22 protein-coding genes are annotated in these 25,745 nt (G+C 38.9%); 7 read left to right on the top strand and 15 right to left on the bottom strand.

Features of this window, described 5'->3' with window-relative positions; all coding sequences use genetic code 11:
- The first annotated feature begins 66 nt into the window (after nucleotides 1-66).
- The 4 genes from cxpE to WBW42_RS08625 all read left to right on the top strand — a co-directional run bounded on the left by cxpE (nucleotide 67) and on the right by WBW42_RS08625 (nucleotide 6,599).
- Nucleotides 67-1,260 carry a chloramphenicol efflux transporter CxpE gene (gene cxpE, locus WBW42_RS08610; protein ID WP_002118385.1) on the top strand — a complete coding sequence of 398 codons (1,194 nt, stop codon included), beginning with the start codon at nucleotides 67-69 and terminating at the stop codon, nucleotides 1,258-1,260.
- 20 nt (nucleotides 1,261-1,280) lie between these two features.
- Nucleotides 1,281-1,979 (top strand): DnaA regulatory inactivator Hda, encoded by a 699-nt coding sequence (gene hda / locus WBW42_RS08615; protein ID WP_002118656.1) that lies wholly within the window; start codon nucleotides 1,281-1,283, stop codon nucleotides 1,977-1,979.
- Nucleotides 1,980-2,316: 337 nt separating this feature from the next.
- Complete coding sequence (gene rbtA / locus WBW42_RS08620) at nucleotides 2,317-4,167, top strand: rhombotarget A (RefSeq protein WP_032055181.1); 1,851 nt, start codon at nucleotides 2,317-2,319, stop codon at nucleotides 4,165-4,167.
- A gap of 14 nt (nucleotides 4,168-4,181) precedes the next feature.
- Complete coding sequence (locus tag WBW42_RS08625) at nucleotides 4,182-6,599, top strand: CSLREA domain-containing protein (protein WP_032055183.1); 2,418 nt, start codon at nucleotides 4,182-4,184, stop codon at nucleotides 6,597-6,599.
- Nucleotides 6,600-6,702: 103 nt separating this feature from the next.
- Here the strand turns inward: WBW42_RS08625 and WBW42_RS08630 are convergent, their stop codons facing one another.
- The 5 genes from WBW42_RS08630 to WBW42_RS08650 all read right to left on the bottom strand — a co-directional run bounded on the left by WBW42_RS08630 (nucleotide 6,703) and on the right by WBW42_RS08650 (nucleotide 9,973).
- A complete protein-coding gene (locus WBW42_RS08630; RefSeq protein WP_016140251.1) occupies nucleotides 6,703-7,092 on the bottom strand; it encodes a DUF3106 domain-containing protein in 390 nt (129 codons plus the stop codon).
- On the bottom strand, nucleotides 7,082-7,402 hold the full coding sequence (locus WBW42_RS08635) for a hypothetical protein (protein WP_002118556.1): 321 nt from the start codon (nucleotides 7,400-7,402) through the stop codon (nucleotides 7,082-7,084). The genes WBW42_RS08630 and WBW42_RS08635 overlap by 11 nt, the downstream gene beginning before the upstream one ends.
- Entirely contained in the window at nucleotides 7,392-8,006 is a 615-nt protein-coding gene (locus tag WBW42_RS08640; RefSeq protein WP_002118814.1) for an RNA polymerase sigma factor, read from the bottom strand. Before WBW42_RS08640 ends, WBW42_RS08635 begins: the two co-directional genes overlap by 11 nt.
- 159 nt (nucleotides 8,007-8,165) lie before the next feature.
- Complete coding sequence (locus WBW42_RS08645; RefSeq protein WP_002118372.1) at nucleotides 8,166-8,942, bottom strand: TrmH family RNA methyltransferase; 777 nt, start codon at nucleotides 8,940-8,942, stop codon at nucleotides 8,166-8,168.
- A 59-nt stretch (nucleotides 8,943-9,001) separates the two neighbouring features.
- The gene (locus WBW42_RS08650; RefSeq protein ID WP_017399238.1) at nucleotides 9,002-9,973 is read right to left on the bottom strand and encodes a class 1 fructose-bisphosphatase; all 972 of its coding nucleotides are present in this window, start codon (nucleotides 9,971-9,973) and stop codon (nucleotides 9,002-9,004) included.
- Between the two features lie 185 nt (nucleotides 9,974-10,158).
- Here WBW42_RS08650 and WBW42_RS08655 point away from each other — a divergent pair, with 185 nt between their 5' ends.
- The gene (locus WBW42_RS08655) at nucleotides 10,159-10,344 is read left to right on the top strand and encodes an NF038105 family protein (protein ID WP_002118730.1); all 186 of its coding nucleotides are present in this window, start codon (nucleotides 10,159-10,161) and stop codon (nucleotides 10,342-10,344) included.
- A gap of 50 nt (nucleotides 10,345-10,394) precedes the next feature.
- Here the strand turns inward: WBW42_RS08655 and pal are convergent, their stop codons facing one another.
- From pal to WBW42_RS08705, 10 genes are all read right to left on the bottom strand, one after another.
- Nucleotides 10,395-10,955, bottom strand: coding sequence for a peptidoglycan-associated lipoprotein Pal (gene pal, locus WBW42_RS08660; protein WP_032055187.1), 561 nt, complete (start codon nucleotides 10,953-10,955; stop codon nucleotides 10,395-10,397).
- A gap of 27 nt (nucleotides 10,956-10,982) precedes the next feature.
- Nucleotides 10,983-12,263 carry a Tol-Pal system beta propeller repeat protein TolB gene (tolB, locus tag WBW42_RS08665; RefSeq protein ID WP_002118491.1) on the bottom strand — a complete coding sequence of 427 codons (1,281 nt, stop codon included), beginning with the start codon at nucleotides 12,261-12,263 and terminating at the stop codon, nucleotides 10,983-10,985.
- 93 nt (nucleotides 12,264-12,356) lie between these two features.
- Nucleotides 12,357-13,772 (bottom strand): cell envelope integrity protein TolA, encoded by a 1,416-nt coding sequence (gene tolA / locus WBW42_RS08670; RefSeq protein WP_032055189.1) that lies wholly within the window; start codon nucleotides 13,770-13,772, stop codon nucleotides 12,357-12,359.
- A gap of 3 nt (nucleotides 13,773-13,775) precedes the next feature.
- Entirely contained in the window at nucleotides 13,776-14,228 is a 453-nt protein-coding gene (gene tolR, locus WBW42_RS08675) for a protein TolR (protein ID WP_005067772.1), read from the bottom strand.
- A complete protein-coding gene (gene tolQ, locus WBW42_RS08680; protein WP_016140259.1) occupies nucleotides 14,228-14,926 on the bottom strand; it encodes a protein TolQ in 699 nt (232 codons plus the stop codon). The genes tolR and tolQ overlap by 1 nt, the downstream gene beginning before the upstream one ends.
- A 24-nt stretch (nucleotides 14,927-14,950) precedes the next feature.
- Nucleotides 14,951-15,358 carry a tol-pal system-associated acyl-CoA thioesterase gene (ybgC, locus tag WBW42_RS08685; RefSeq protein WP_004699892.1) on the bottom strand — a complete coding sequence of 136 codons (408 nt, stop codon included), beginning with the start codon at nucleotides 15,356-15,358 and terminating at the stop codon, nucleotides 14,951-14,953.
- A 212-nt stretch (nucleotides 15,359-15,570) separates the two neighbouring features.
- The gene (locus WBW42_RS08690) at nucleotides 15,571-16,905 is read right to left on the bottom strand and encodes a M20 family metallopeptidase (RefSeq protein WP_032055192.1); all 1,335 of its coding nucleotides are present in this window, start codon (nucleotides 16,903-16,905) and stop codon (nucleotides 15,571-15,573) included.
- A gap of 204 nt (nucleotides 16,906-17,109) precedes the next feature.
- Nucleotides 17,110-18,114, bottom strand: a complete 1,005-nt coding sequence (ruvB, locus tag WBW42_RS08695; protein WP_002052424.1) for a Holliday junction branch migration DNA helicase RuvB — start codon at nucleotides 18,112-18,114, stop codon at nucleotides 17,110-17,112.
- Nucleotides 18,115-18,121: 7 nt separating this feature from the next.
- The gene (ruvA, locus tag WBW42_RS08700) at nucleotides 18,122-18,721 is read right to left on the bottom strand and encodes a Holliday junction branch migration protein RuvA (RefSeq protein ID WP_002118762.1); all 600 of its coding nucleotides are present in this window, start codon (nucleotides 18,719-18,721) and stop codon (nucleotides 18,122-18,124) included.
- 93 nt (nucleotides 18,722-18,814) lie between these two features.
- Nucleotides 18,815-20,155, bottom strand: a complete 1,341-nt coding sequence (locus tag WBW42_RS08705) for a deoxyguanosinetriphosphate triphosphohydrolase (protein WP_002118538.1) — start codon at nucleotides 20,153-20,155, stop codon at nucleotides 18,815-18,817.
- A gap of 309 nt (nucleotides 20,156-20,464) precedes the next feature.
- Here WBW42_RS08705 and purL point away from each other — a divergent pair, with 309 nt between their 5' ends.
- Both purL and WBW42_RS08715 read left to right on the top strand, forming a co-directional pair.
- Nucleotides 20,465-24,298 (top strand): phosphoribosylformylglycinamidine synthase, encoded by a 3,834-nt coding sequence (gene purL / locus WBW42_RS08710; RefSeq protein ID WP_032055195.1) that lies wholly within the window; start codon nucleotides 20,465-20,467, stop codon nucleotides 24,296-24,298.
- Between the two features lie 77 nt (nucleotides 24,299-24,375).
- A complete protein-coding gene (locus WBW42_RS08715; RefSeq protein ID WP_032055197.1) occupies nucleotides 24,376-25,581 on the top strand; it encodes a multidrug effflux MFS transporter in 1,206 nt (401 codons plus the stop codon).
- Nucleotides 25,582-25,745 lie beyond the last annotated feature (164 nt).

Here is a 25,745-nt window from a genome sequence, read left to right on the forward strand (position 1 = left end):
AAAATGCTATCTTTAATAAAAATATTTTTTCATTTATAACGATTAAATCAAAAAAGGCTAGATTTTATGCAAGATCGTATACTGCGCCGTATTTTTTTACTCGCAGGTATTGTATTGCTGGTATGGGTGTTGTACTTACTCAAGCCTGTAGTCATTCCTTTTATCGGTGCTTTTTTCCTGGCTTATTTATTCAGTCCACTTGTTGATGTGCTGGTAAAAATGAAATTGCCTCGCTGGTTAGCAATTAGCGTGGTATTCGTCGGAATAGGTGTAACCTTAACTATTGCACTCTGGTATTTAGTTCCACTGATTTGGAAACAATTAGTTTATGCCCGAGATAGTATTCCAGCAGGTATTCACTGGATTAACGCTACCTTTTTACCTTGGGTGTCTTCAACATTTAATGTCCAGCAAATGGAAATTGACACAGAGCAGTTGTCTAAAGCTGTCATGGAATATGTCCAAACAAACTATAGCGCAGACAGCATTCAGGCAGTGTTATTAAAACTGGCTCAATCTGGTTTGAATTTTATTCAGATTGGTGGAACAGTTGTTTTAATTCCAATTATTGCTTTCTATTTCTTGCTTGATTGGGAACGTATGTTACAAAACTTACGTCGTCTCATTCCACGTCCATATGAAGCAACTACTTTACAGATCGTTGGTGAATGCCATAGCGTTTTAGGGGCATTTGTTAAAGGTCAGTTTCTGGTCATGCTATTGCTTGGCGTAGTATATGCAGTTGGTTTACAACTCATCGGTTTGGAAGTTGGTCTTATTATTGGTATGGTGGCAGGACTTGCTAGTATTATTCCTTATTTAGGTTTTGCCGTAGGTATTATTGCCGCTGTTATTGCTAGCCTGTTCCAGTTTGGCTTGGATTGGATGCATCTATTACTGGTTGGTATCGTCTTTATGATTGGTCAAGCGGTAGAAGGCTATATCTTACAGCCATTCCTACTGGGTGATAAAATTGGCTTATCTCCTGTAGCAGTTGTTTTTGCAGTATTGGCAGGTGCACAACTTGCAGGCTTCTTGGGAATGTTAATTGCATTGCCTGTTGCTGCGGTTATTGTAGTGTTGTTGAAGCATTTAAGAGAGAATTACGAAAGAAGCTCACTTTATGCTCCACCATCTACATTAGTGATCCAACATGGCGATATTGAGCAAATTCATGTACAAACCGAAAGCACTAAGCTTGATCTTGAAGTTAAAACACAGCAAGATACAGATGAACTAAAATCTCCTAACCAGAAATAATTTCAAGGTTAATTCAATATATGCGTCAACTCCAACTGGATATAGAACCTCAACTTGATGCCCGAATCAGTGATTTTTCGGGACCGGGTTGGGGGCATGTAGTCGATGCCGTGCGTCAACTACATGCTGGTCTGGTGAGTAGGTTCTATATTTACGGTGGAGCGGGGACGGGGAAGAGTCATTTACTTTCTGCAATTTGTGATTCTTATTTAGAAATAGGCAAATCTGCTATTAAAGTATCTTTGCTCGAACTGCTTGATGCACCTATTGAGGCAATTACCTCTTTAGAACATTATGATCTTGTTGCTTTGGATGATATTGAATCGATTAGTGGTGTGCCTCACTGGCAGAAAGCTGTTTTTCATTTAATGAATAATCACGAAGGACAACTGGTGTTTTCGTCGCGTGTAGCACCGATTGAATTAAAGCTGGAATTACCAGACCTACAATCACGACTTACACAAGCCGTTAGTGTAAAAGTGCCAAGTGGAAGTCTATATGCAGACCGCTATGCCTTGGTGACATCTGTAATGGCTAGACGGGGTATTCACTTTGACCAACAAATTGTTGATTACTTATTATTACATGGTCCTCACCAAGCATCTCTTTTACTGCAAACTGTTGCTCAGTTAGAAAAACTACTCAAAGGTGAAAAAACAAAACTTTCTAATGCGACTTTAAGACAAATTTATGCTTTGATTGATGAGTATCAACAGTAGAGTTTCTAGCTTAAATTTGCTGTTTTGCTTAAATTAAACTCATACAATTTAAAAAATGGCTTTCCCTACATAAGTTTTTTTCATTTCAGAAAAGCTATATTTATAACTTATAAATTCTTTTTTAATTTTTTAATACGACAATTTTTTGTATTTAAAAAACTTTTTTAGGTCTACGAAGCTTTTTGTAATCTAGCTCAAAAATGACTCTACAGACCGACCAAAATGTCTTGAGAAATTCTACTTCCTGTGACAAAGTACGCACAAAGGATGCGATTGCAAAAGCGGAAATTTTGCAATATTGACAAAGAAAAATGAAAAAAGATGTAAGGAGATGGGTATGCTCAAACGGAGCATTGCTTTTGCTTTATTGGCTGCTGCTGGACACGCTTATTCTGCCGATATTCAAGTCACAACTACAACTGATGAAGACGTCGATAACACGGTCTGTTCATTACGCGAGGCTGTCGAACTTTTAAATAAACTTAATTCAAGCGATTCTAAGGTTGTTGCGTCTGTAAAAGATGGTTATCGTGGCTGTGCTAGTGGTGACTCAAATAATATTATTTTGCAAAGAGATAAAGAGTACACACTTAATGAAAAAATAAAGATAACAGCTCCTCTGACAATTAGTACTGCTAAAAATGATTCTACGCTAGTTGATACCGATCAACCAGGTTCGCATAACGCTACAATAAAAATGATTGGTACTGATCAGTTATTTAAAATTGATGATGAAAGTATTGAAAAAGCATCAATTTCTGTTTCGCTAACTGATCTTAATTTACAAGGTGCGGGTTTAAAATTTAAAGCCGTCACTGGTGGTTTGATTGATAATCATGAAATATTGAAAATTCAAAACTCTCGTTTAATTGATGGATACGCAGCTCAAGGGGGAGCAATTTATAATAGAGGATTGGTCACGAAAAGTGGCCAGACCTATGGGTTCGTCACAATTACCAATACTCTTATTCAAAATAATAAAGCAACACAAGGTGGAGTAATTTATAGTGAGCAGCCTTTGTATTTGATCACGCAGTCTGTGATTCGAGACAATGAAGTTAGTTCTGCTGCTGGATCACTTTTCTTCAGTGCAAATAAATTTGATGATGAAAGTACAGGGGGATATTTAAGCCAGCGTTCTACCGGTCTGAGTAACAGTACTTTTTTTCATAATAAAGTAGGTTTTATTGCAAATGTTCAAGATGGGATGTTTGTTAATAACATTACGATGATTAAAAATGATAAAGGATTATTTCTAGATGCTCCCCAAGGTAATGCTTCTATTTCAAATAGTGTTTTAGTTGGAAATACGATCAACTGCCAGGCTACTAGTGCCGATAAAGCAATTATACAAAGTAATTTGGTGACAACAGAATGTAATAGAAATGCGACCTCTAAGCTTCCTAATATTCTTTATCCTGCTAATGAAAAATTAATAGCAGGTAGTACAGATGAGGGAGTATGCGATGTAACAGCGAAAGAAGGTTTATTTTGTCCTTTTAACACTCCTAAAGATAGTTTTTTAGGTTTTTTTAAGCCTCGACTTTTAGAAAGTTATAATACTTTAGCTGACTCCTTAATTATTAATAAAGGTCGTTTATATAGTGACGGCACTTCAGTCGGATTAGCAAGCTGTGAAAGTGTTGATCAACGTGGGAAAAAACGTAGCGGTTATGATGAGCTATGTGATCTTGGAGCGATTGAATATATTTTAGATACTGAGATATCCTCAGTAGGTCAAGATATTAGATATGGCCAAGTTGCAAAATTTAATATTCTTGGTTCTCTAAGTGAAGCAGATTTAGTGACTCCAGCTACGTGTAAGCGATTGTTTGGCGAGCGAGCTGATGGAAAAGAATGGCAACCAGGATGCCTTAGAATTAAACAAAGTACAGACACACCAGTTTCTAAAGGCAATATAACTTTAGATCAAAATGGAAATGTAATTTATACACCAAATGGGAACTGGCATGGCGCGGATATTTTTAGTATTCAGGTTGTTACGAGTGTGTCTCGATTTAATGAAGGCGTAGAGTTTCAATATATCACTATCCCGACAAGAATTGTTCAGGATCCTTTATCTGGAATTGAAGACAAATCTGTCAGTACCGGAGGTGGAGGTAGTGTTGGTGGGGCCTTTATTTTAAGTTTATTAGGTTTAATTGCTTTACGCCGTTTCAAGTCATAATCAGGGATGAGACTATGAAAAATTATAAAAAGGCATTGTTAGCGTTAGCTGTGCTTGCAAATATGCCACTTTTTGCTGATACCACAAATAAAAGAATTGAGGTCACAACTTTTGCTGATGAAGATGGTGAAAATACGAACGCATGTTCATTAAGAGAAGCTATTAAAGTTGCAGAAACTCGTAAATCCGCTTATGGGTGTACTGTATTTAGCCTCGATACTGATCAGGTAATTCAGTTAAAAGCTGGAACTTATACTTTAAATAAAGAATTGGTGCCCAATGCTAATATTTCTATTTATGGCTATGGTGAACGTGAAGAAGATAAAATTTGGTCAGAAAAGAATGTTTTAACAAATGACTATCCTGCTCTACCAGAACTTAAAACACGTATTAATGCTGCGGGCAAGTCGCGTATATTTAACACAGCGGAAAATCAAAAAGCTCTATTCCTGCAAAATATTATTATAGAAAATGGTATAGCTTCAAATCAAGGTGGGGCTATTTATGCGGGTGGTAATGTTACATTATTAAATTCTCAAATTTTAAACTCTCAAGCTCCAAAAGGTGGAGCTGTTTTTCTTGGTGGTAGCGGAGTAAATTTATCAATAACTCATTCCCTCTTGCAAGGCAATCAAGCAAGTACTGGTAGCGTGTTAGCTATGAGTTGTAAAAATGGTACTGAGTATGCCAAACGAGAGGTTACTCTTACATCCTCAAGTATTATCAAGAATGGTTCGAGCAATTCTGCTAGTACATTTGAATTTTGTGGCGAGCCGAAAGCTACTTTTACAATTAATACAATTGCTCAAAATATTGCCAGCACTGTAAATGGGGTTATTTTAAAATTTACAGGAGATGCGATTCCTAGTAATACAACAAATCCATCAACTATTTTAAGTGGTGGAAGTAGTTTAAAGCTACAAAATAACACTATTGTTGAAAATAACGCACATACAACTTTCCTATATGACAGTTTAGGTGGGAAAGAATTGAATTTTAATATAATTGGATACAATCCAGTTGGATATGCTTGTCGATATTTAGCAGGCTCAGCAGCTGATTTGAAGAACTCAGGTCTTAGATTATCTTTTAATGCACTAAATTTAAGTAATAATACTGATAAATGTGATTTACCAACAGAGGTACTTTCGTCAGCTAATAAGACAATTGATATTTCAGGTTTTCCATTTAACTCTTTACTTGAGCGCCATGAAAAAGCTGCAGCAGTAACTGGTTTTTTACCACTTTATTTTCCATTGGTAGCTGCTGGAAAAGAAGATTTAATAGATGTAGACCCTGAGGGTAAAGCTATATGCGCTGATATAGATCAACGTGGTTTAGCTCGACTCCCAACTAATAAACTATATTATCAGCCCGATAACATTGCTCGTAATAGCTGTGATATAGGTTCAGTAGAACTAATGAAATTAACTGCTGGTGATTTAAGAGGTTTAGGCAACAGCTCTCTCACTACTTTACTTGAGGGATACCAAACCCAGTATGATACTGCAGAAAAAAATCTCACTAATCCACTTTATTCATATTTGTGGAATGTCTTAAAAATAGATTTGGCAAATTATAAAAATCTTCTTGATCAAACTAAAGCAAATGCAAAATACCGAGCGATCTATATTGATTTGAAGGCAAATGGCTTACCTTTGCCAAATGAAGATAGTAGCCATCTTCTAAAGTTTTTTAATAGTACGGACTATAATATTAATCTTGAATCTGTTGGAACAGGATTGATAGATGACAAAGTTGCAAGCACGGAAAAAGACGATAAACTTTTTTGTGAGTGGAATAGTGCTTTACAGCAAATTATATTCTATCGATCGGATGATATTACTACTCAAGCTGGTGACTACAACTATTGTAAATATACGATTAGTAGTAAAGATGGTTCTACTCAATCATCTGGTCTTTTAGAAGCACGATTTGATAATGTTGCACCTGTAGCAAGTGATAGTAAAGTTGTATTCCAATATTTAGCAAATGAAATAATTCCATTAAATTTACTTAAATACGCAAATGATGATGGAGATGGTCCAGCTAATACACTTATTACAAAGCCTAATAAACCTCAGTTTGCAGACTTGCCTATATATTTGCCAAGTAAAACTTCAAAAGATGGAATTTTTACAGTAGTTAAGGCAGATAGAGAAGGCCCTTGTCCAGGTGAAGATAAGGATAATACTTGTTATGGTGGTAATATTTATATTCAAGCTAAAAATAGTTTTAATAACTTCAATGATACATTAACTTATTACGTATATGATGCTGATAATAAAATTTCAAATGCAGGTACTATCAGTTTAGTGAGTAGTAATACTACTGCTGGAGGTGGTAATAGTGGAGGCGGTGGTGGCAGCTTGGGAATTTTATCTTTAGCATCGTTACTTGGTTTAGCAGCTTATAGACGCTATCGTAAATAAACTCAAAGAATAAAAAAAGCCTCCAATTGGAGGCTTTTTATAAGAAATAAAATCAAAATAATTAAGTGATTAGATGCCTTATCTTTGATAGCCAAATAAGAACTTAGTGTTCTAAATACTTGTTCATGTATTCTTCACGAATCGCTGTTCTTTCTTCACCATTCGCTTTAAGCATCCGTTCACGTAAGTCTTTACGCTCTTGCGTACTCATTTTTTGCCATGCTTCACGCATTTTTTGTTTTTCAGCTTCAGGAAGTTGAGTAAACCAGTCCATGCGTTGCTGTAAGTTATTGCTCTGATTTGCTGGTAACTCTTTTAAACTCTGGTAACGTTTAATGACTGCACGTTGCTCTTCTTCAGAAAGAGCATCCCATGTGTCATCGACTTGTGCATTGGCATCTTTAGAAAAAATCCAAAAGCGTTCAAAACCTGCAAAACTTGTCTGCAAGAAACTTAATGAACACAGGATAAGTGCTAATTTTTTAGCTGCCATGTTGTACTTTATCCTCACCCAACACCATTAACATCTCTAAATCTTCCACCATTTGTGGAGATAATTTAGGATTTACGATCACTTGATTTTGTGGCTTATCCACAATTTCGACTGAGTTAGGCAGAATCACAAAACCTGTAATTGCTGCGGCAAGTGCGAAACCAGTCATTTTCCAGACACTATAATAAGAGGCTGGTTTTTGTTGAATATGGTCAAGCACATGATTCATGACCACTGTTTTATTTTTATGGTGATCTGCCAAACTATCAAGTTTGGATGTCACCTTTTTAGTGAAATCATCATGATTCATCAGAACCTCCCAAGGGATTTAAATGTGCCAAGTATTCTCTAAGTCCCTGAATTGCTCGGTGATAATGGGTTTTCACACTACCTTCGGTACAGTTCATGATCTGAGCTGTTGTATGGGTGTCAAACCCTTCCCACGCACGTAACATAAATGCCTGTTGTTGACGAACAGGTAGTTTTTCAATTGCTTCCCGAATTTCCTCTATCGTTACTGCTTGATCGAGAAAATCTGCAGGATTAATAGCTTTTTCATCAACTACATCGATAACTTCGTCGTCGTCATTATCCAGACTAACTTTTTTGAAGAATGAAAATGGGTTTGCTCTACGAGCTTCTTTGCGGCGCCAATCTTGAAGTTTGTTATTCAAAATAGTGTAGAACAGGGGATACCATTCTTCAGTACTTTTATCGGCATAAGATTTGTGTAAAGCAATAAATGCTTCTTGAACCAAATCCATCGCAATACCTTGTTGACCTTGGGTAGCACTCTCCATCATTACCAAAGCACGACCAGTAACATCTTGCATGAAAACTTTCAGGCGTTGCTCAGCCGTGCTGGCATGAGCACTAGATGTTTCCGATCGAGACTTTTTCGGTGCTAAATCCATGGAGATGGAAAATCCTGTCATTGGACATACCCACCTTATCTTCAATATATCTCTTATATAACGTTGAAAAGAGGTGGGAGGTTGACAACAATCGGTTATTTTTTACTAGTGTAATTGATTTTTTTCACAAATATGTGCGATGTAAAATAAATTAACGTTTTATTGGCGTTGGCGAACCATCTCAAAAAAACAAATAGATCCTGCAATTGCCACGTTTAATGACTCTTGTCCACCCGGTTGAGGAATAGTCACTGATTGTGCGTGATCTAACGCGTAATCGCTTGCACCTTGACCTTCATTTCCTAAAATCCACACACACGGTTTAGATAGGTCTTTTGAGTAAAGACTGGTTGAGCGATGAGAGCTAGTAACAAAAACCGGGATTTGAAATTTTGGAAGGATATCTGTCAGCTGGAAGTTTTCAAAACAATGTAAGCTAAAATGAGCGCCCATACCTGCTCTTAAAACTCGTGGTGACCAAAGTGATGCAGAGCCTTGTGTGCAAATGATTTGTTTAATATTTGCTGCTGCTGCTGAACGTAGAAGTGTACCTACGTTACCCGGATCTTGAATATTTTCTAGAATTAAGGTGTCTACATTGTAGTCGATAGTTGATGCAGTTTTAGGTAAATCAATAATCGCTAAACAAGGTAAGCTTGTACCTAATGTGCTCAAATCTCTATATAAAACTTCACTAATAACAAAGATATGGCCTTGATGTAGTTCTGTTATTTTCTTTAAATCTTCGTGTTCTAATGCTTGTTCTGTGGTAAATAAAGAAAAAATCTTTTTTTGCTGTTGTAACCACGCCAAACAAAGATGTGTGCCTTCAAGAACGGTTTGTTGGTGCTTTTTTCGGGCGTTACTGAGTTCGATTAATCCACGCAAATGTTTAATTTTTGCATTGTCTTTTGATTCTAAAAAAATAACCGCCATAAGAAAATATCCAACAAAAGGGCACCATCATACTATGATGCCCTAAGTAATTAAAATTATTAGTGGTAGCTTGTTACGCGTTCAACTTCATTTTTAGAACCGATAATTACAGGTACACGTTGGTGAAGTTCTGTAGGTTCAATCTCTAGAATGCGTACACGGCCAGTAGTTGATGCACCACCTGCTTGTTCAATGAGCATACTCATTGGGTTTGCTTCATACATTAAACGTAAACGACCTGCTTTTTTCGGATCTTTTAAGTCGTATGGGTAAAGGAAAATACCACTACGACATAAGATACGGTGAATATCGCCAACCATACATGCGACCCAGCGCATATTGAAATCTTTTTCACGAACAGATGTCTTGCCCGCGAGTAATTCATCAATATATTGTTTTACGGGTTGTTCCCAATGACGCTGGTTAGATGCGTTAATAGCGAATTCTTGAGTATCTGCTGCAACCTGTACATTCTCATTCGTCAGCAAGAATGTTTGAGTTTCTGGATCTAAAGTAAAGAATGCTACGCCATTTCCAACCGTTAAAGCCATCATAGTTGATGGGCCATAAAGTACATAACCAGCAGCAACTTGCTGTGTACCAGCTTGCATGAAATCGTTTGCTTGTGTTACGGCATTTTTTGCAGGCAAAATAGAGAAAATCGTGCCTACACACATATTGATATCGATATTGCTTGAGCCATCTAATGGATCAAATAAAACGAGGTATTTACCATTTTCTTGTGCAGGTGTGAACTCATCAAGCTCTTCAGAAGCGAGACCGCCTACATGCGGGTGTACTTTTAAAGCATCAATTAAGTAGTCATTCGAAATCACATCAAGTTTTTTCTGTGTTTCACCCTGAACATTTTCATTGCCAGCACTACCTAAAATACCAGCCAGAGCACCTTTTTGTAATGCTTGGTCGATTGTTTTACAGGTCGTGGCAATAGTATCGATGACTTGAGCCAACTCAGGTGTTAGATTCCCTTTTTGTTGTTGTAAAAATTGGGACAAAGTGAGGTTGGACATAAAAAAACGCTCCTGTGCTTCAAGCATCAAAATGAGTCAGATAAATACGTGGCATATTCTAGATGAGAATGTCACAAAATAAAAATTATCTTACTTTATTTGTGTTGGATTTATGCTTACAAGCCCCAATTAAAATGGTATGTTGATTGCATTACAAAGGATTGTATATTTTTAGGAGAATCGAAATGACAACAAAGAAGTTTGATGCGACCCCCACAGCAGGTGAACCAATCAATCTAGATGAAATTTCGAAAGAAAATGTTCAGGAAGCTTGGAAAGATTATGAGGCAAAACCTGAATATAAAGATTTTAATAAGCATGATTTGATTGAGTCCATGCAACATCCTGAAGAAGAAAAGAAATCTTCTTAAGTAATAAAAAAACGCTCATATTATTATGAGCGTTTTTTTATGCATATCCCTTATTTTAATAAAGGAGGGACTGCTTCGTAATTAATCTCAACGCGGCGATTTTCTTTCCACGCTGATTCATCATGTCCCGCATTAACAGGAGCTTCTTTACCATAACTTACAGCTTCAAGTTGCTGCGGGTTTACACCATTGGTAATTAAATAGCTTTGTACAGCTTTAGCACGACGCTCACCTAAAGCCATGTTGTATTCACGTGTACCACGTTCATCTGTATGGCCTGTTAATGCAACTTTTGAATTTGCATTTGCGATAAGGAACTGAGCGTGAGCTTGAAGTGTTTGGTAGTCTTCAGTAGATAAATCGCTGCTGTCATAATCAAAGTGAACAACCCGTTTAGCCAAAGCCGCTTTATTTGATTCAGTTACACCTTTAGATGAAGCGCCTGCCAAATTTTGAGCATTTAATGCAGCATCTTCACTTAAACCAGAAGTGTTTACCGTACTTGGATTTGTACCAGTTGTGGTAGTCGCTGCAGGTTTACGGCTAGCACAGCCTGTCATTACGAGTGCTACGCTAAGAAAGGGTAGAGCTAAATATTTGATTGATTTCATGATCATCTCCGTCAATGGAATTAAAAGTTATTTTGGTGCCCAGGCTGGTTCACGTACTTCACCTTGTTCGCTTGGTAAATTCATACGGAAACGTCCATCAGTAGACATAATAGACAACAAGCCACGGTTGCCTTCACGAGTTGCGTAGACCACCATTTGCCCATTTGGTGAGAAACTTGGTGATTCATCTAAACTAGTTGGGGTAAGAATATTGGTGATGCCAGTATTAATGTCTTGAATTGCAACTTTATAACTGCTGCCACTTGGGCGATGAACAAGTGCAATCTTTTTGCCATCTGCACTCAGAGTTCCACGTGCATTAAATGACCCTTTAAACGTTAGACGTTTTACTGAGCCATCAGCAAAGGTATAACGATAAATTTGGGCAGAGCCACCACGGTCAGAAGTGAAAATAAAGGATTTTCCATCTGGTGTGTAACGTGCTTCGGTATCAATTGCCGAGTCATTTGTCATGCGTTTGACTTGGCGAGTTGATAAATCCATTTGATAGATTTCAGGGTTGCCATTCATAGATGCTGTAAACAGCATTGATTGGCCATCTGGTGAGAAACTTGGTGCGCCGTTTAGACCTCTGAAACTAGTAAGAACTTCACGTGTTCCAGTTGATAAATCCTGTAAATAAATTGCTGGACGTTTAGTTTCAAAAGAAACATAAGCAATTTTTTTAGCATCTGGTGTCCATGCCGGAGAAAGAATTGGATCACGAGACGATAAAACAGTCTTTGGTTGTTCACCATCCGTATCTGCAATTTGTAGTGTATAACGCTCGGCAGGTGTTGCAGGGTTTCTTAGTACATATGCAATACGGCCGCTAAAGTCACCAGGAATGCCAGTAAGCGCTTGATAAATAGCATCACTTACCATATGACCAGCCTGACGTATGCGAGCAGCTGGTACATTTAAAAGTTCATTTAAAATGTATTGTTGCTTTTGTACATCATAAAGTTGGTAGTGAACTTCAAAACCTGTCGCTGTTTGTTTAATTTGACCAGTAACTACATATGGAATACCCGCGGCTTGCCAGTCAGAAGCTTGAATCTGATTAATTGCAGCATTGGCAGGTAAGTTTTTAGATGAGCTTGTAAAGCGCCCAGAACGGTTTAAGTCTGTTTCAACAATAGGATAGAGCCCATTGTCGTTTGTAAATGGGACAATAGCAATTTTGGGTGCCTGATCTGGTGCTTTGGCAATTTCCAGATATAACTGGGCAAAAGCAGTGGTAGAAGCAATAGGGCTTAAGGCAGTGATCAGTGCTAAAGATAGCAGGTGTTTGCGGCTCGTATTCATAAGTTTAAAGTCATAGCAGGTATTTTTGTGACTGTTGATTTTGTAGCATAGTTACATGCCTTAAACTATTTAAAGCATGTAACTCTTTCAAAATTATTGCGCTCTAAATGTAGAGCTAACACTTCTTGCTTCACGTCTTGCATCTGGATCTGATGGCATAGGATATGGCGCTGCGGCTTGAATTGCAGCTTTAATACTTGCGTCTAAAGCATCGTCACCGCTTGAACGGGTGATCACAATAGAATTAACGCTTCCCGAATCGGAGAGGGTAAAACGAACACCAACTGTTTTACCACTACTGCCAGTTGGAACATCCCAAGAGCGTCGAATTTTTTGCTCAAAATCGCGTCTAGCTGAAGAAGCAACCTTTTTAGCTTCAGCTTTCTTTTGAGCTGCCTCTTCTTGTGCTTTTTGAGCAGATGCAGCTTTGGCTTCGGCCTCTGCTTCAGCTTTACGCTTAGCATCGTCAGCAGCTTTTTGCTTGGCTTTAGCATCAGCCTCAGCTTTGCGTTTAGCATCGTCAGCAGCCTTTTGCTGTTTGGCTTTCGTATCGGCCTCAGCTTTACGTTTAGCATCATCAGCTTTTTGCTGTTTAGCTTTTGCATCGGCCTCAGCTTTACGTTTAGCCTCGTCATTGGCTTTTTGTTGCTTAGCTTTTGCATCGGCCTCAGCTTTGCGTTTAGCTTCCTCAGCTTTTTGTTGCTTAGCTTTAGCATCTGCTTCAGCTTTACGTTTAGCATCGTCATTAGCTTTTTGCTGTTTAGCTTTAGCAGCAGCTTCAACTTTTCGTTTAGCGTCATCGGCAGCTTTACGGGCTTCACTTTGTTCATGCTTGGCTTTCGCATCGGCCTCAGCTTTTCGCTTAGCCTCTTGTTGTGCTTGAAGCTTAGCGTTTTCGGCCTTTTGAGCTTCACGTTTTAATTTTGCATCAGCCTCAGCTTTACGTTTAGCGTCTTCAGCAGCTTTACGAGCTTCACTTTGCTCTTGTTTAGCTTTGGCATCTGCTTGAGCTTTTGCCGTTTGTTCGGCCTTACGCTTTTGTTCAGCTTCTGATTTTGCTTTAGCTTCAGCCTGCTGTTTTTGTATTTCCTCTTTACGTTGCTGTTCCGCTGCTGCTTGTTTAGCTTTTGCAGCTTCTTCAGCTTTACGTTTTTGCTCAGCTAACTTAGCTTGTTGTGCCTGTTCAGCCTTTTGCTGTTGGGCGGCAAGTTGTTGAGCTGTTGGAGGAGGAGGCGTAGTCGGAAGATTTTGAGGAAGCGTTTCATCCACAATAGGGGCTAATACCTCTTTTGCTTCATTGGTAGCTGTAGTCTCTTGTTCAACTTCTTTTGCTAAAGGAGGAGGCAAATCTTCTGGCTTAACTAAAATAGTTGTTAGCTTTTTTGGCTGTTCAGGTGGTTTACTCAAGCCTAAAAAAAGCAAGCCAACAATGGCAATTGCATGAACTCCGAGTGTAAAGCTCAATGCAATCGCATTTTGTTTAAAGGGCGGCTTTTGATTTTTGTTCATAGCTTATTTTAAAGGCTCTGTCAGAAGGCCAACTTGAGTTAAACCTGCTTCTTGTAAACTCGCCATCAATGATACGACTTCTCCATAAGGACGAGACTTATCACCATTGACTAAAACTGTGAGTTGTTTGTTTTCTTGTTCAGCTTGTTTTTGAGCATCGCTTAAAACTTCTTCAAGTTTTTCACGAGATAATGGTTCATTATCTTTGTAATCTTCATACTGAAGATAAATATTGCCATCTTTGCCAATTGTTACCATGGCTGGCATATCTTTTGATTCAATTGGATGGTTATTTGCTTGAGGTAAATCAACCTTGATACCACTGGTAATCATAGGGGCAGTTACCATAAAAATAACCAAAAGCACGAGCATAACGTCAATATAAGGTACGACGTTCATATCACTTTTTAATGGTTTTTTTATGCGCTCAAAGCGCCCTGAACGCTGAATTGCCATTATGCATCTTCCTGTGATGAACCCACAGATTGACGTTGCAATAAAGCAATCATCTCTTCAGCAAATAAAGCGCGATCAGAATAAACACTTTCACTTTTAGCAGTGAAATGGTTAAAAGCTAATACAGCAGGAATTGCGGCAAACAAACCAATTGCAGTTGCAATAAGTGCTTCGGCAATACCCGGTGCAACAGTTGCTAGAGTTACCTGATCAACCGCAGCTAAACCGATAAAGGCATTCATAATACCCCAAACAGTACCGAATAGACCGATGTACGGTGCTACAGAACCGATACTTGCTAAAGTACCTAAGCCGTATTCTAAATGGCTCTGATCACGACTCAAACCTACACGCAAAATACGTTCAGTGCCTTCAATTGTTTGTGAAACAGGAGCCTGACGCTTTTTAAGTTTAAAAAATTCGCTCAACCCTTGATAAAAAATATCTTCAAGCCCAGAGCGCTTTGAGTTGAGTTGAGCATTGTTATAAAGCGTATTGAGTTCGGCACCAGACCAGAACATTTTTTGGAAATGTTCATCGTCTTGATGTGCTTTTTTATAACTCATATGTAACTTGGCAATCAGATACCAACTAAAGATCGATGCTAACAATAAAATTAGCATGACCAACTGAACGACTGGACTTGCTTGTAAAATAAGGTCAGAAATATGCAGGGTTGATTCAATGTTTGTTGCCATAGGTTACATATGCCGGTTGTTTTTTTAGTCTTGTTCCAATTCTTTACGAATAAGATCACGTATTTCTTCTGGAAGACGACGAGCTACAAGTTCTTTACTTAAACATGCCAACTCAACCTCGCCAGAAGCAAGCAAGATTTCACCACGATAAATATTTTGTTGCAACACAAATGACGCAGCTTTACATGAAACTACACGTGCTGTAACAGTAATTAAATCATCCATTAAAATAGGACGCATGTATTTTACGTCAATTTTGTGTACGACAAAGTTGTAGTCTTTTTGATGCCAGTAATGATCAACGCCAGAAGCACGGAGCCATTCAGTACGGGTACGTTCCATATAGCGAATATGGTTGGCATGGTAAACAATACCACCTGCGTCCGTATCTTCAATATAAACACGAATGTTGAATTCAAAATGATTCGCCATGAGAGTATTCCGTTTTAGTTCACTATAGAGCTTTATATTTAAAATATGGCTTTGAATAAAACATCAGCTCTATTCAACAGCCATACATCTGCTTTTAAATACGGGGCAGTTTAGCAGATTGCATACTAAGTCCTATGGCACAACCTTTCAATTGCGGTTGCTGTATTTCTAATCTAAAAACGCTACATCTTATGGCTAGCAAGCTTTTAAAGTTAAGAGGGCTTCCATGAAGTTTGAACTTGTTTTGATATATTCGGATAATCTAATACGAATCTTACATGTAGCTCGGTCCCAGTTTTTAAAGCCTTGTTATCTACAATAAAATAAGGACTATGATTTGGTGCCGCCTGAGTTAAGTCCTGATTTTCTGGAGTTGCGCCCAAGAAAACAAAAAATGAGGGCATTAACTTGCCATAATAGGCAAAATCTTCACTTGCGCTTGCATTGTGATCTAAAACATGGAGTTTTGAATCGCCAACAACTTTGGCTAGAGTTGGCTGAATAAACTGAGTGAGCGCTTTGTCGTTCATGGTTACTGGAGCGTAAGGAGCAATTTCAACTTTGGCGGTCACGTCATTGGCTTGAGCGTTATGCTCTATCAGGGTTGGTAAACTTTTTAAGATATTTGCCCGTATCTGCTCGTTGTTAGAGCGAATAGTCCCAATCATATTGACTTGTTCTGGAATCACATTGCCTGCTGTACCCCCTTGAATGTTACCGATGCTGACAACGCCCATGCCTTGGGTGAGATCAGTTCTTCGGCTAATAAGGCTCTGCAAATTATTAATCATTTGTGCCGATGCATAAATCGGATCTCTACCTAACCAAGGGGTTGAGCCATGTACCTGCTTGCCGTTGACCTGAATACGCAAGTGATCTGCACTATTTAAAATGGCACCATCTTTATAATAAAGGTGTCCACTTTGCATACCAGATATGACATGCATTCCAAAAATAGCCTCGGGTTTATAATCTCTAAATGCGCCATCTGCGATCATTTTTCTTGAGCCGATTTGATCACCCTGCGTAAAGTTGTCTATATCTGCTCCACCTTCTTCAGCGGGTTGAAAAACAAAGACAACGGTACCCGATATTTTATCTTTATTGGCAGCCAGAATTTTTGCTGCGCCTAATAACATTGCAGTGTGTGCGTCATGTCCACAAGCATGCATTACGTAAGTTTCTTTTCCTTGATAAATTGCTTTCTGTTTACTCGCAAAGGGAACACCACTTTTTTCTTCCATAGGTAGTGCATCCATATCGGCTCTAAGTGCAATAATAGGGCCAGGTTTATTCCCTTTTAAAATGCCAATAACACCTGTTTTCGCATAACCTGTTTTGACCTGAATGCCATAGGACTTTAATTCTTTTTGAACTAGTGCAGATGTTTTAAATTCCATATTGCCAAGTTCAGGATGCTCATGAATATGTTGTCTTAATTGAATAACCTGATTTTCATTTTGTTGTGCAGCATCTTTTACCCAATCTGCTAGGCTCAGCTGACTCATTAGAGCGAGTGGAAAAATCAAAGCGGCTTTTTTGTACATGTCCTTATCCTAAAAATATTATTGTTCATAAGATTTGCTATCTAGATTTCTTATAATGTAGTTTTTAGAAATATTAAAAAATCAATAAGGTATAAAGAAAGACTTAAAAGGTATAGAGTAGCTAATTTATTGATAAGACAATTATTATTTTAATTGGATAGAGAGATTAAATTAAAAAAGAAAGAGAAAATTCTCTTCCTTTGATTAGTTTTTAGGCTCAGGCGGTGTCATTCCAAACTGTAAATAAGATTGGTTGGTTGCAATCCGACCTCGTGCAGTACGCATGACATAACCTTGTTGAATTAAATAAGGTTCAATCACGTCTTCAAGTGTACCGCTGTCTTCAGCCATCGCTGCTGCAAGCGCTTCAACTCCAGCAGGACCGCCATCAAAACGCTCGAGTAGCATGCTCAAGTAACGTCGGTCTAGGGTATCTAGGCCAGCTTTATCAACATTGAGCATATCAAGCGCACGCTGTGCCATTTCATGGGTCACTTCGCCTGTGCCTTTCACTTGTGCATAGTCACGAACACGTCGTAATAAACGGTTAGCGATACGAGGTGTTCCACGTGATCGACGAGCTACTTCTTCTGCGCCTTCAACTGTAATGGGTACATCCATTAAGTTTGCAGAGCGTGACACAATATGAGTCAAGTCTTCTACAGAGTAGAACTCGAGACGTTGCACAATACCGAAGCGATCACGTAGTGGTGAGGTCAGTAAACCCGCACGTGTGGTGGCAGCGACAAGTGTAAAAGGCGGTAAATCGAGTTTAATTGAACGAGCAGCAGGGCCTTCACCAATCATGATGTCAAGTTGGTAATCTTCCATCGCTGGATACAGAATTTCTTCAATCACCGGTGAAAGACGATGAATTTCATCAATAAATAAAACATCGCCTTCTTCAAGGTTAGTCAGCATTGCTGCTAAATCTCCTGCACGTTCCAAGACAGGCCCCGAAGTAGATTTGAGGTTGCCACCCATTTCACGTGCAATAATATTAGCTAGTGTTGTTTTTCCTAAGCCAGGCGGACCAAAAATCAGTGTGTGGTCGAGTGCTTCACCACGACCACGAGCAGCGCCAATGAAAATTTCCATTTGCTCGCGTACGACTGGTTGTCCAATATAGTCGGCAAGAGAAGTTGGTCGAATAGCCCGGTCAAAATGATCTTCAGGTTTTTCTGTTCCACTGATTAAACGGTCTTGCATAAGTGTTTTACTTCATCATGGATTTAAGAGCAGCACGAATAATATCGGCTGATTCTGTGTAATCGGCTTTAACCGCAGCAACAGCTTTTTGTGCTTCAAGTGGCTTATAACCTAAAGATTGCAACGCAGCTTCTGCTTCTGCAACAGGAGAGTTTGCAGCAAATTGAATTTGAGGCATGGTCGCCACAGTTGAAGTGCCTTGAGCCAATGTTTTGAAACGATCACGGAGTTCAATCATTAAACGTTCAGCTGTTTTTTTGCCAACCCCTGGAACTTTGACCAGCGTATTTATATCATCATGTTCAATGGTGTGAACCAATAACTCAACGCTTAGTGTCGATAAAATACCCAATGCCATTTTCGGGCCGACACCATTTACTTTTAATAAGGTGCGGAAAATTGTTTTCTCTTGAGCATCGCTAAAACCGTAGAGTTGTTGAGCATCTTCACGAACAACTAAATGCGTCCATAACGTAACTTTCTGGCCTTTTTGTAATTGGCAAAATGTTGAAAGTGGCGTATCAATTTCATAACCCACACCGTTTACATTTAGTAAGACAGTAGGGGCTTCTAGGGCAAACACTTCGCCAATTAAACATCCGATCATAGCGTAATTTCACTTATTCATAACTGTAAATCTGGTCGTTCTAAAATGAATTGAAAACGACACTAGTTTTATTTCTTTCTATATCAAGCCAGCTTAAAACAAACCTATTTTATTGCCTTGTAGCTCTTGCGCCAAGCTATAAGCCTGATGATCTGAGAACTTACTGATAATATCGAGGACTTGCATGATATTGCTGTAGTGATTATTGCTAAAGTTAGCACCATATAGATTAAGGATAGACATTAAACGTTGTTCTTTAAAGCTTAAAGATTTATGCGGAGTTGTGAGTGGTACAAATGCATCCAAAATCGTTTGTAAACTTTGGTGCGCAATAATTTCTAAACCAGACTTCTGCGGGTGCTCAAAAATTTTATCACGTGCCAGATTTTTGGCAGTTTCAATACCAATTGCAATATCTGGCGAACAATATTGCAAAAGATTGCCTTTAAGCTGACCTGTAATGATTTCATAATGATGTTTAGCAAAGGCTGTAGTAACTTCATCTACAAGCCGTTTCATGACACGACCACGTAATGCCGAAATCTTTTGTTGCCATGTACTGTTTGGATGAGATAACTCTTCAGGCTGACCATAGTCGGCAATAAGATTTAGGAATATTGGTTCAACTTCTTGGTAACTCAGCATATTCAAGACAATGCCATCTTCTAAATCAATGAGGGCATAGCAAATGTCATCAGCAGCTTCTAGCAGGTAAGTGAGTGGATGACGGCAATAATGATATTCGCCGAGTTGAATCAATCCAAGTTGTTCTGCAATCTGTTTTAAAATTTCTTTTTCAGACTGATAACAACCAAACTTTGCTCTTTGATGGGAAGGGCGGTCACCCTGAGAAGCAATTGTTTTTGAAAGCCATGGATATTTTAGATAAGCACCTAAAGTTGCATAAGTTAAGCGCATACCGCCATCATTTGGATGATAGTCAATGCGACTTAATAGACGTAATCCTTGAGCATTACCTTCAAACTGACGAACATCAGCTTCTTCTTCGGGGCTTAGTTTTTTCAAAAAATCATCATGCGAGGCATCATCGAACCATTCGCGAATTGCATATTCACCCGCATGCCCGAAAGGGGGATTACCAATATCGTGGGCCAGACATGCTGCCTGAATAATTGCCCCAACATCGGCAGGTGAAATCCAGACGGGTAATTCGTCTTTTATTTTTTCTGCGGCAAGCATACCCATTGAGCGACCAATGCAGGAAACTTCAAGGGAGTGTGTTAAGCGGGTATGAATGCCATCATGCTGTGCTAGAGGATGAACTTGAGTCTTACGGTTTAACTGACGAAAACTTTGAGAAAATATAATGCGGTCATAATCTTTATGGAATGGGCTACGAGCCAGTTCTGTACTACTTTTTTTGCTACCTAAACGAACTGCAGACAGCAGCTCTAACCAACGCATTTGTTCCATTTATCATTATTCAAAACTATAAAACCTGATCATGCCAAAAAAAACTTAAAAGCACTAGCTTGGTGCGACATAGTTTGTCTTAGTTCGGGTTTTATTATGTTATTGAATAAACATGCAACAATTTATTTTTAGCAAGAATGACTAAAAAAATGATTTTGAACAAAAAACAAATCACTTCTTGCAGAATTAGGTTACAGAATACTGATTCTACATCTAGCTGATTTTAGCAAGACGCAGTAGAATATGCGCTCTCTCTAAAGTCACATTGCGGTAAGGTTCACAAGACCTGCCCGTGGAGCCAAAATCAACATGTTTATCGTGGCCGGTGCAGCAGCACATTCTTCTTTTAAGAAAGCTCAACTATTAACACGTTTATCGTCAATTAGTTCTGTTCAATCTTTTGACAGCCAATGGGTCTATTTGTTTGATCAAGCGCTCAACGAGCAGCAACATCAATCTGCTTTGCAATTATTGAATGACGGTGAGTCTTTTGAACTTCGTCAATCTGCAAGTGATGAGATTCAGATTTTAGTTACACCACGTGTGGGTACTATTTCACCTTGGTCTTCTAAAGCAACTGATATTTTCAAAAACTGTAATACACCAGTACACCGTTTAGAACGTGGTCTTTTATTTACGTTAAAAGGTGTTACTGAAATTACGAATGAAGTTAAACAAGTACTTCATGACCGTATGACAGAAACAGTTTTTGCTCAAATTGATGATGCAAAAGCATTATTTTCAGAAACAGCTCCAAAACCATTAAATTCAATTGATATCTTGGGTCAAGGCAAAGAAGCTTTGGTTAAAGCTAATAATGAGTTTGGTTTTGCGTTATCTGAACAAGAAATTGATTACTTAACTGAAGCATTCATTAAGCTTGGTCGTAATCCAAATGACATCGAGTTGATGATGTTTGCACAAGCAAACTCTGAGCACTGTCGTCATAAAATCTTTGGATCTGAATGGACAATTGATGGTGAAAAACAACCATTATCATTGTTTCAGATGATTAAAAACACTTATAAAGAATCTCCAACTGATGTGTTATCGGCATATAAAGATAATGCTTCAGTAATTGTGGGTTATGACACGATGCGTTTTTATCCGAAAGCGGATGAAAATGGTCACTTTGTTTATAAATATAAGAGCCAAGCTGCTCATATTTTAATGAAGGTTGAAACTCATAACCACCCAACAGCAATTTCTCCATTTGCTGGTGCTGCAACAGGTTCAGGCGGTGAAATCCGTGATGAAGGTGCAACTGGCCGTGGTGGTAAACCAAAAGCTGGTTTAACAGGTTTCACAGTTTCGAACTTAAATATTCCTGGTTTTGAACAGCCTTGGGAAGAAAACTACGGTAAACCTTCACGTATGGCTTCGCCATTACAAATCATGATTGAAGGTCCATTAGGTGGCGCGGCATTTAATAATGAATTCGGTCGTCCTGCGTTAAATGGTTATTTCCGTACTTTCGAACAGAATGTAAATGGTGAAGTGAAAGGCTTCCACAAGCCAATCATGATTGCTGGTGGTTACGGTAATATCCGTCCTGACCATGTAGAAAAAGATGCGATTCAACCAGGTGATTTACTCATTGTGTTGGGTGGTCCTGCAATGTTAATCGGTCTTGGTGGTGGTGCAGCATCTTCTGTAGATAGCGGTACAATGGGTGAAAGCCTTGATTTCGCTTCTGTACAACGTGAAAACCCAGAAATGGAGCGCCGTTGTCAAGAAGTAATCGATACTTGCTGGCGTTTAGAAGACTTCAACCCAATCGTTTCTGTACATGACGTTGGCGCGGGTGGTCTATCAAATGCTATGCCTGAACTTGTGAATGATCATGAGTTAGGTGCAGTTCTTAACCTTCGTAAAATTCCTTCATTAGAGCCGGGCATGAGCCCAATGGAAATCTGGTCAAATGAAGCTCAAGAGCGTTATGTTCTTGCAATTCGCCCAGAGTCTTTAGAACAGTTCGAATCAATCTGTGCTCGTGAACGTTGTCCATTTGCCGTGTTAGGTGAAGCAACTGAAGCTCGTCATTTAACTGTTGAAGATCCATTGTTCCAGAACAATGCAGTTGATATCCCAATGCAAGTAATGCTTGGCGGTACACCGCGTATGCAACGTTCTTATGAAACAATTGAACGCAAAGGTAACGAATTTGACGCTTCAAAAGTTGATTTGAAAGATGCGATTTTCCGTGTATTGAAAAATCCTACAGTTGCGTCTAAGTCATTCTTAATCACCATTGGTGACCGTTCAATTACAGGTATGGTTGCACGTGACCAAATGGTTGGTCGTTGGCAGATTCCTGTTGCGGATGCAGCAGTAACGACTACGAGCCTACAAGGGTTCACTGGTGAAGCAATGGCAATGGGTGAACGTCCACCAGTTGCATTGTTAAATCCAGCAGCATCTGCTCGCTTGGCAGTTGCTGAAGCAATTACCAATATTGCATGTGCAAACATTGAACAAATTAGCGATATCAAACTTTCTGCAAACTGGATGGCTGCTGCTGGTCAAAAAGGTGAAGACCAAGCATTGTTTGAAGGTGTGAAAGCGATTGGTATGGAAATGTGTCCTGCTTTAGGAATTGCGATTCCTGTAGGTAAAGACTCGCTTTCAATGCGTACCACTTGGAATGATAATGGTGAAGATAAAGCTGTAACATCTCCAATGACTGGTGTAATTACTGCATTTGCTCCAGTAGCTGATGTTCGTAAGACTTTAACACCTGAACTTAAGAATTTAGAAGACTCAGTACTTGTCCGTATTGATTTATCTAAAGGACAATTCCGTTTAGGTGGTTCTATTCTTGCGCAAGTATATAAAGCAATTGGTTCAATCACTCCAGACGTTGATAGTTTTGATGATTTCAAAGCGTTCTTTGCTTTAATTCAAGATTGGAACAACCGTGGCTTGATTCAAGCTTACCATGACATCGGTGATGGTGGTTTACTTGCAACTGTTGCTGAAATGATGTTTGCTGCACGTTTAGGTGTTGCATTAGAAGACCAAACTCCAGCAAGTTTGTTTGCTGAAGAAATTGGTGCAGTTGTTCAAATCAAAGCAGCTGATTGGGAAGCTTTACAAGCAGAAGTTGCTGCTTCTAGCTTAAAAGATGCAATTGCTGTAGTTGGTCGTGTAAACAACACAGATCAATTATCTGTAAACGGTTTGACTTTAGAGCGCGCAGAGTTACAACAGGCTTGGTCTGAAGTATCTCATCAGATCCAACGTTTACGTGATAACGTAGAAACTGCTGACCAAGAATTTGCTTTAATTGCAGATAAATCACATCAAGGCTTAATTGCTAAACCAACATTTGACTTGAATGAACCTATCGAAGCACCATTCATTAACACACGTCGTCCTAATATGGCGATCTTGCGTGAGCAAGGTGTAAACGGTCATATTGAAATGGCAGCAGCCTTTGATAAGGTTGGTTTCAATACCGTTGACGTGCACATGAGTGATTTACTTGCTGGTCGCGTTAGTCTAAGTGATTTTGAAGGTTTAGTAACTTGTGGCGGTTTCTCTTACGGTGACGTAATGGGTGCTGGCGGTGGTTGGGCAAAATCTGTATTGTTCAATGCGAAATTACGTGATCAGTTTGAACAATTCTTCCATCGTGAAGATACGTTCAGCTTAGGTATCTGTAATGGTTGCCAAATGTTGTCACAATTAGCACCACTTATTCCAGGTGCTGAACATTGGCCACGTTTCCACCGCAATATGTCAGAAGTTTTTGAAGCTCGTAGCGTAAACGTTCGTGTTGAAAAAACTGTTTCTGTATTGCTTAATGGAATGGAAGGTTCGATTTTACCGATTGCTGTAGCACACGGTGAAGGTCGTGCAGTTGCGAGTGAAGCTGATATTGCAGGCTTGAATGCAGCGAATCAAGTTGCTTTGCGTTATGTTGACAGCCATGGTAACCCGACTCAACATTATCCATTGAATCCGAATGGTTCGCCGGAAGCGATTACTGGTGTAACATCTAAAGATGGTCGTGCAACGATCATGATGCCACACCCAGAGCGTACTTTCCGTGCAATTCAACACTCTTGGAGTCCAGAAGAATGGACTGAGGATGGTGCATGGTTACGTATGTTCCGTAATGCACGTAAGTTTATCGGGTAATATAAAAGTTGAAATAAGCCACCGTAAGGTGGCTTATTTGTATGTAGTACGATATTAATAAATAGCAGAGAAGAAAAATGAAATCAAAAATCCATTTCCATGAATTTGCATTACTAATGGCATTGCTCATGTCTATTGTTTCTTTTTCAATAGATGCAGTCCTACCTGCTTTGGGCGAAATCGGACGAGTTTTTGACTTAAAAAATAATAATCAGACACAGTGGGTCATTATTGGTATTTTTTCTGGTATGACGATTGGTCAACTGATTGCTGGCCCTCTATCCGATGCGATTGGCCGTAAACGTATTTTATTCACAGGAATTGTTATTTACTTTCTGGGAAGTTTGTTGTGTTTTACCACACAAAGTTTTGAATGGTTTCTAGTTGGACGTTTCATTCAAGGGGTTGGCGTATCAGGTCCTTACGTGGCTTCTATTTCAATTGTTAGAGATAAATACAGTGGGGCTCAAATGGCCCGCATCATGTCTTTAATTATGATGGTGTTTATGGTTGCCCCAGCAATTGCACCAAGTTTGGGCCAGCTCATTATCCATTTCTTTGGTTGGCGTGAGATCTTTGTTTTATATATGGCCTATGCCACAGTTGTGGGGGCATGGGTTGCTTTACGTTTGGAAGAGACGTTGCTTCCCGAAAATCGTTTACCTATGCGCCTACAAGCATTTCAAGAGGGCTTTAAAGAAGTAGTGAGTAATAAAACCACCATGAGCTATTTGCTATGTGCAGGTTTTTGCTTTGGTGGATTTATTGGTTACTTAGGTACTTCTCAGCAAATTTTTATGCAGCAGTTTGGTAAAACAGGGCAAGAGTTTAGTGCTTATTTTGCTGTGCTCGCAGGTGTGATGGGAATCGCTTCATTTACAAATTCTAAAATTGTTATGAAGTTTGGTATGCGTCCAATCTGTATTTATGGCTTTCTAGGTTTGTGCTTAATTTCTTTAGTTTTCTTAGGAATTCAACTTTTAGGTGTGGCTATTTCATTCTGGATGTTTATGCTTTATGCCTGCATTTTATTTTTATTATTTGGAACTTTATTTGGAAATTTAAATGCAATTGCAATGGAACCGATGGGGCATGTTGCAGGTATGGCATCGGCCATTATTGGTGCAGCATCCTCCGTTTTGTCACTTATTCTGGCATCTATTATTGGGCAATTATATAACGGTACATTAATACCAATGACTGGCGGCTTCGTCATTTTATGTGGTTTAGCATTTATGATGACAATATATGAGAACAGATATTTAAAGAAATCGAATGCTTAAAATTATAAAGACGCAGCTAGCACACTGAAATTTAAAATTTTGTTCAGAATAAGAGCTACATATAAATGAGTGTAGCTCTTTTAAGCATTTTAGAAAAATTATAAGTCTATAGACATTCGGCTATTTAACACTTTATAGTTTGTTCAAAATTGGATCAATTTTTG

It is taken from the genome of Acinetobacter sp. LT1 (genome assembly GCF_059800965.1).

What these genes read in the sequence shown, in the direction of transcription:
- cxpE (WP_002118385.1), top strand. Translation starts at nt 67, where the DNA reads ATGCAAGATCGTATACTGCGCCGTATTTTTTTACTCGCAGGTATTGTA.
- hda (WP_002118656.1), top strand. Translation starts at nt 1,281, where the DNA reads ATGCGTCAACTCCAACTGGATATAGAACCTCAACTTGATGCCCGAATC.
- rbtA (WP_032055181.1), top strand. Translation starts at nt 2,317, where the DNA reads ATGCTCAAACGGAGCATTGCTTTTGCTTTATTGGCTGCTGCTGGACAC.
- WBW42_RS08625 (WP_032055183.1), top strand. Translation starts at nt 4,182, where the DNA reads ATGAAAAATTATAAAAAGGCATTGTTAGCGTTAGCTGTGCTTGCAAAT.
- WBW42_RS08630 (WP_016140251.1), bottom strand. Translation starts at nt 7,092, where the DNA reads ATGGCAGCTAAAAAATTAGCACTTATCCTGTGTTCATTAAGTTTCTTG.
- WBW42_RS08635 (WP_002118556.1), bottom strand. Translation starts at nt 7,402, where the DNA reads ATGAATCATGATGATTTCACTAAAAAGGTGACATCCAAACTTGATAGT.
- WBW42_RS08640 (WP_002118814.1), bottom strand. Translation starts at nt 8,006, where the DNA reads ATGGATTTAGCACCGAAAAAGTCTCGATCGGAAACATCTAGTGCTCAT.
- WBW42_RS08645 (WP_002118372.1), bottom strand. Translation starts at nt 8,942, where the DNA reads ATGGCGGTTATTTTTTTAGAATCAAAAGACAATGCAAAAATTAAACAT.
- WBW42_RS08650 (WP_017399238.1), bottom strand. Translation starts at nt 9,973, where the DNA reads ATGTCCAACCTCACTTTGTCCCAATTTTTACAACAACAAAAAGGGAAT.
- WBW42_RS08655 (WP_002118730.1), top strand. Translation starts at nt 10,159, where the DNA reads ATGACAACAAAGAAGTTTGATGCGACCCCCACAGCAGGTGAACCAATC.
- pal (WP_032055187.1), bottom strand. Translation starts at nt 10,955, where the DNA reads ATGAAATCAATCAAATATTTAGCTCTACCCTTTCTTAGCGTAGCACTC.
- tolB (WP_002118491.1), bottom strand. Translation starts at nt 12,263, where the DNA reads ATGAATACGAGCCGCAAACACCTGCTATCTTTAGCACTGATCACTGCC.
- tolA (WP_032055189.1), bottom strand. Translation starts at nt 13,772, where the DNA reads ATGAACAAAAATCAAAAGCCGCCCTTTAAACAAAATGCGATTGCATTG.
- tolR (WP_005067772.1), bottom strand. Translation starts at nt 14,228, where the DNA reads ATGGCAATTCAGCGTTCAGGGCGCTTTGAGCGCATAAAAAAACCATTA.
- tolQ (WP_016140259.1), bottom strand. Translation starts at nt 14,926, where the DNA reads ATGGCAACAAACATTGAATCAACCCTGCATATTTCTGACCTTATTTTA.
- ybgC (WP_004699892.1), bottom strand. Translation starts at nt 15,358, where the DNA reads ATGGCGAATCATTTTGAATTCAACATTCGTGTTTATATTGAAGATACG.
- WBW42_RS08690 (WP_032055192.1), bottom strand. Translation starts at nt 16,905, where the DNA reads ATGTACAAAAAAGCCGCTTTGATTTTTCCACTCGCTCTAATGAGTCAG.
- ruvB (WP_002052424.1), bottom strand. Translation starts at nt 18,114, where the DNA reads ATGCAAGACCGTTTAATCAGTGGAACAGAAAAACCTGAAGATCATTTT.
- ruvA (WP_002118762.1), bottom strand. Translation starts at nt 18,721, where the DNA reads ATGATCGGATGTTTAATTGGCGAAGTGTTTGCCCTAGAAGCCCCTACT.
- WBW42_RS08705 (WP_002118538.1), bottom strand. Translation starts at nt 20,155, where the DNA reads ATGGAACAAATGCGTTGGTTAGAGCTGCTGTCTGCAGTTCGTTTAGGT.
- purL (WP_032055195.1), top strand. Translation starts at nt 20,465, where the DNA reads ATGTTTATCGTGGCCGGTGCAGCAGCACATTCTTCTTTTAAGAAAGCT.
- WBW42_RS08715 (WP_032055197.1), top strand. Translation starts at nt 24,376, where the DNA reads ATGAAATCAAAAATCCATTTCCATGAATTTGCATTACTAATGGCATTG.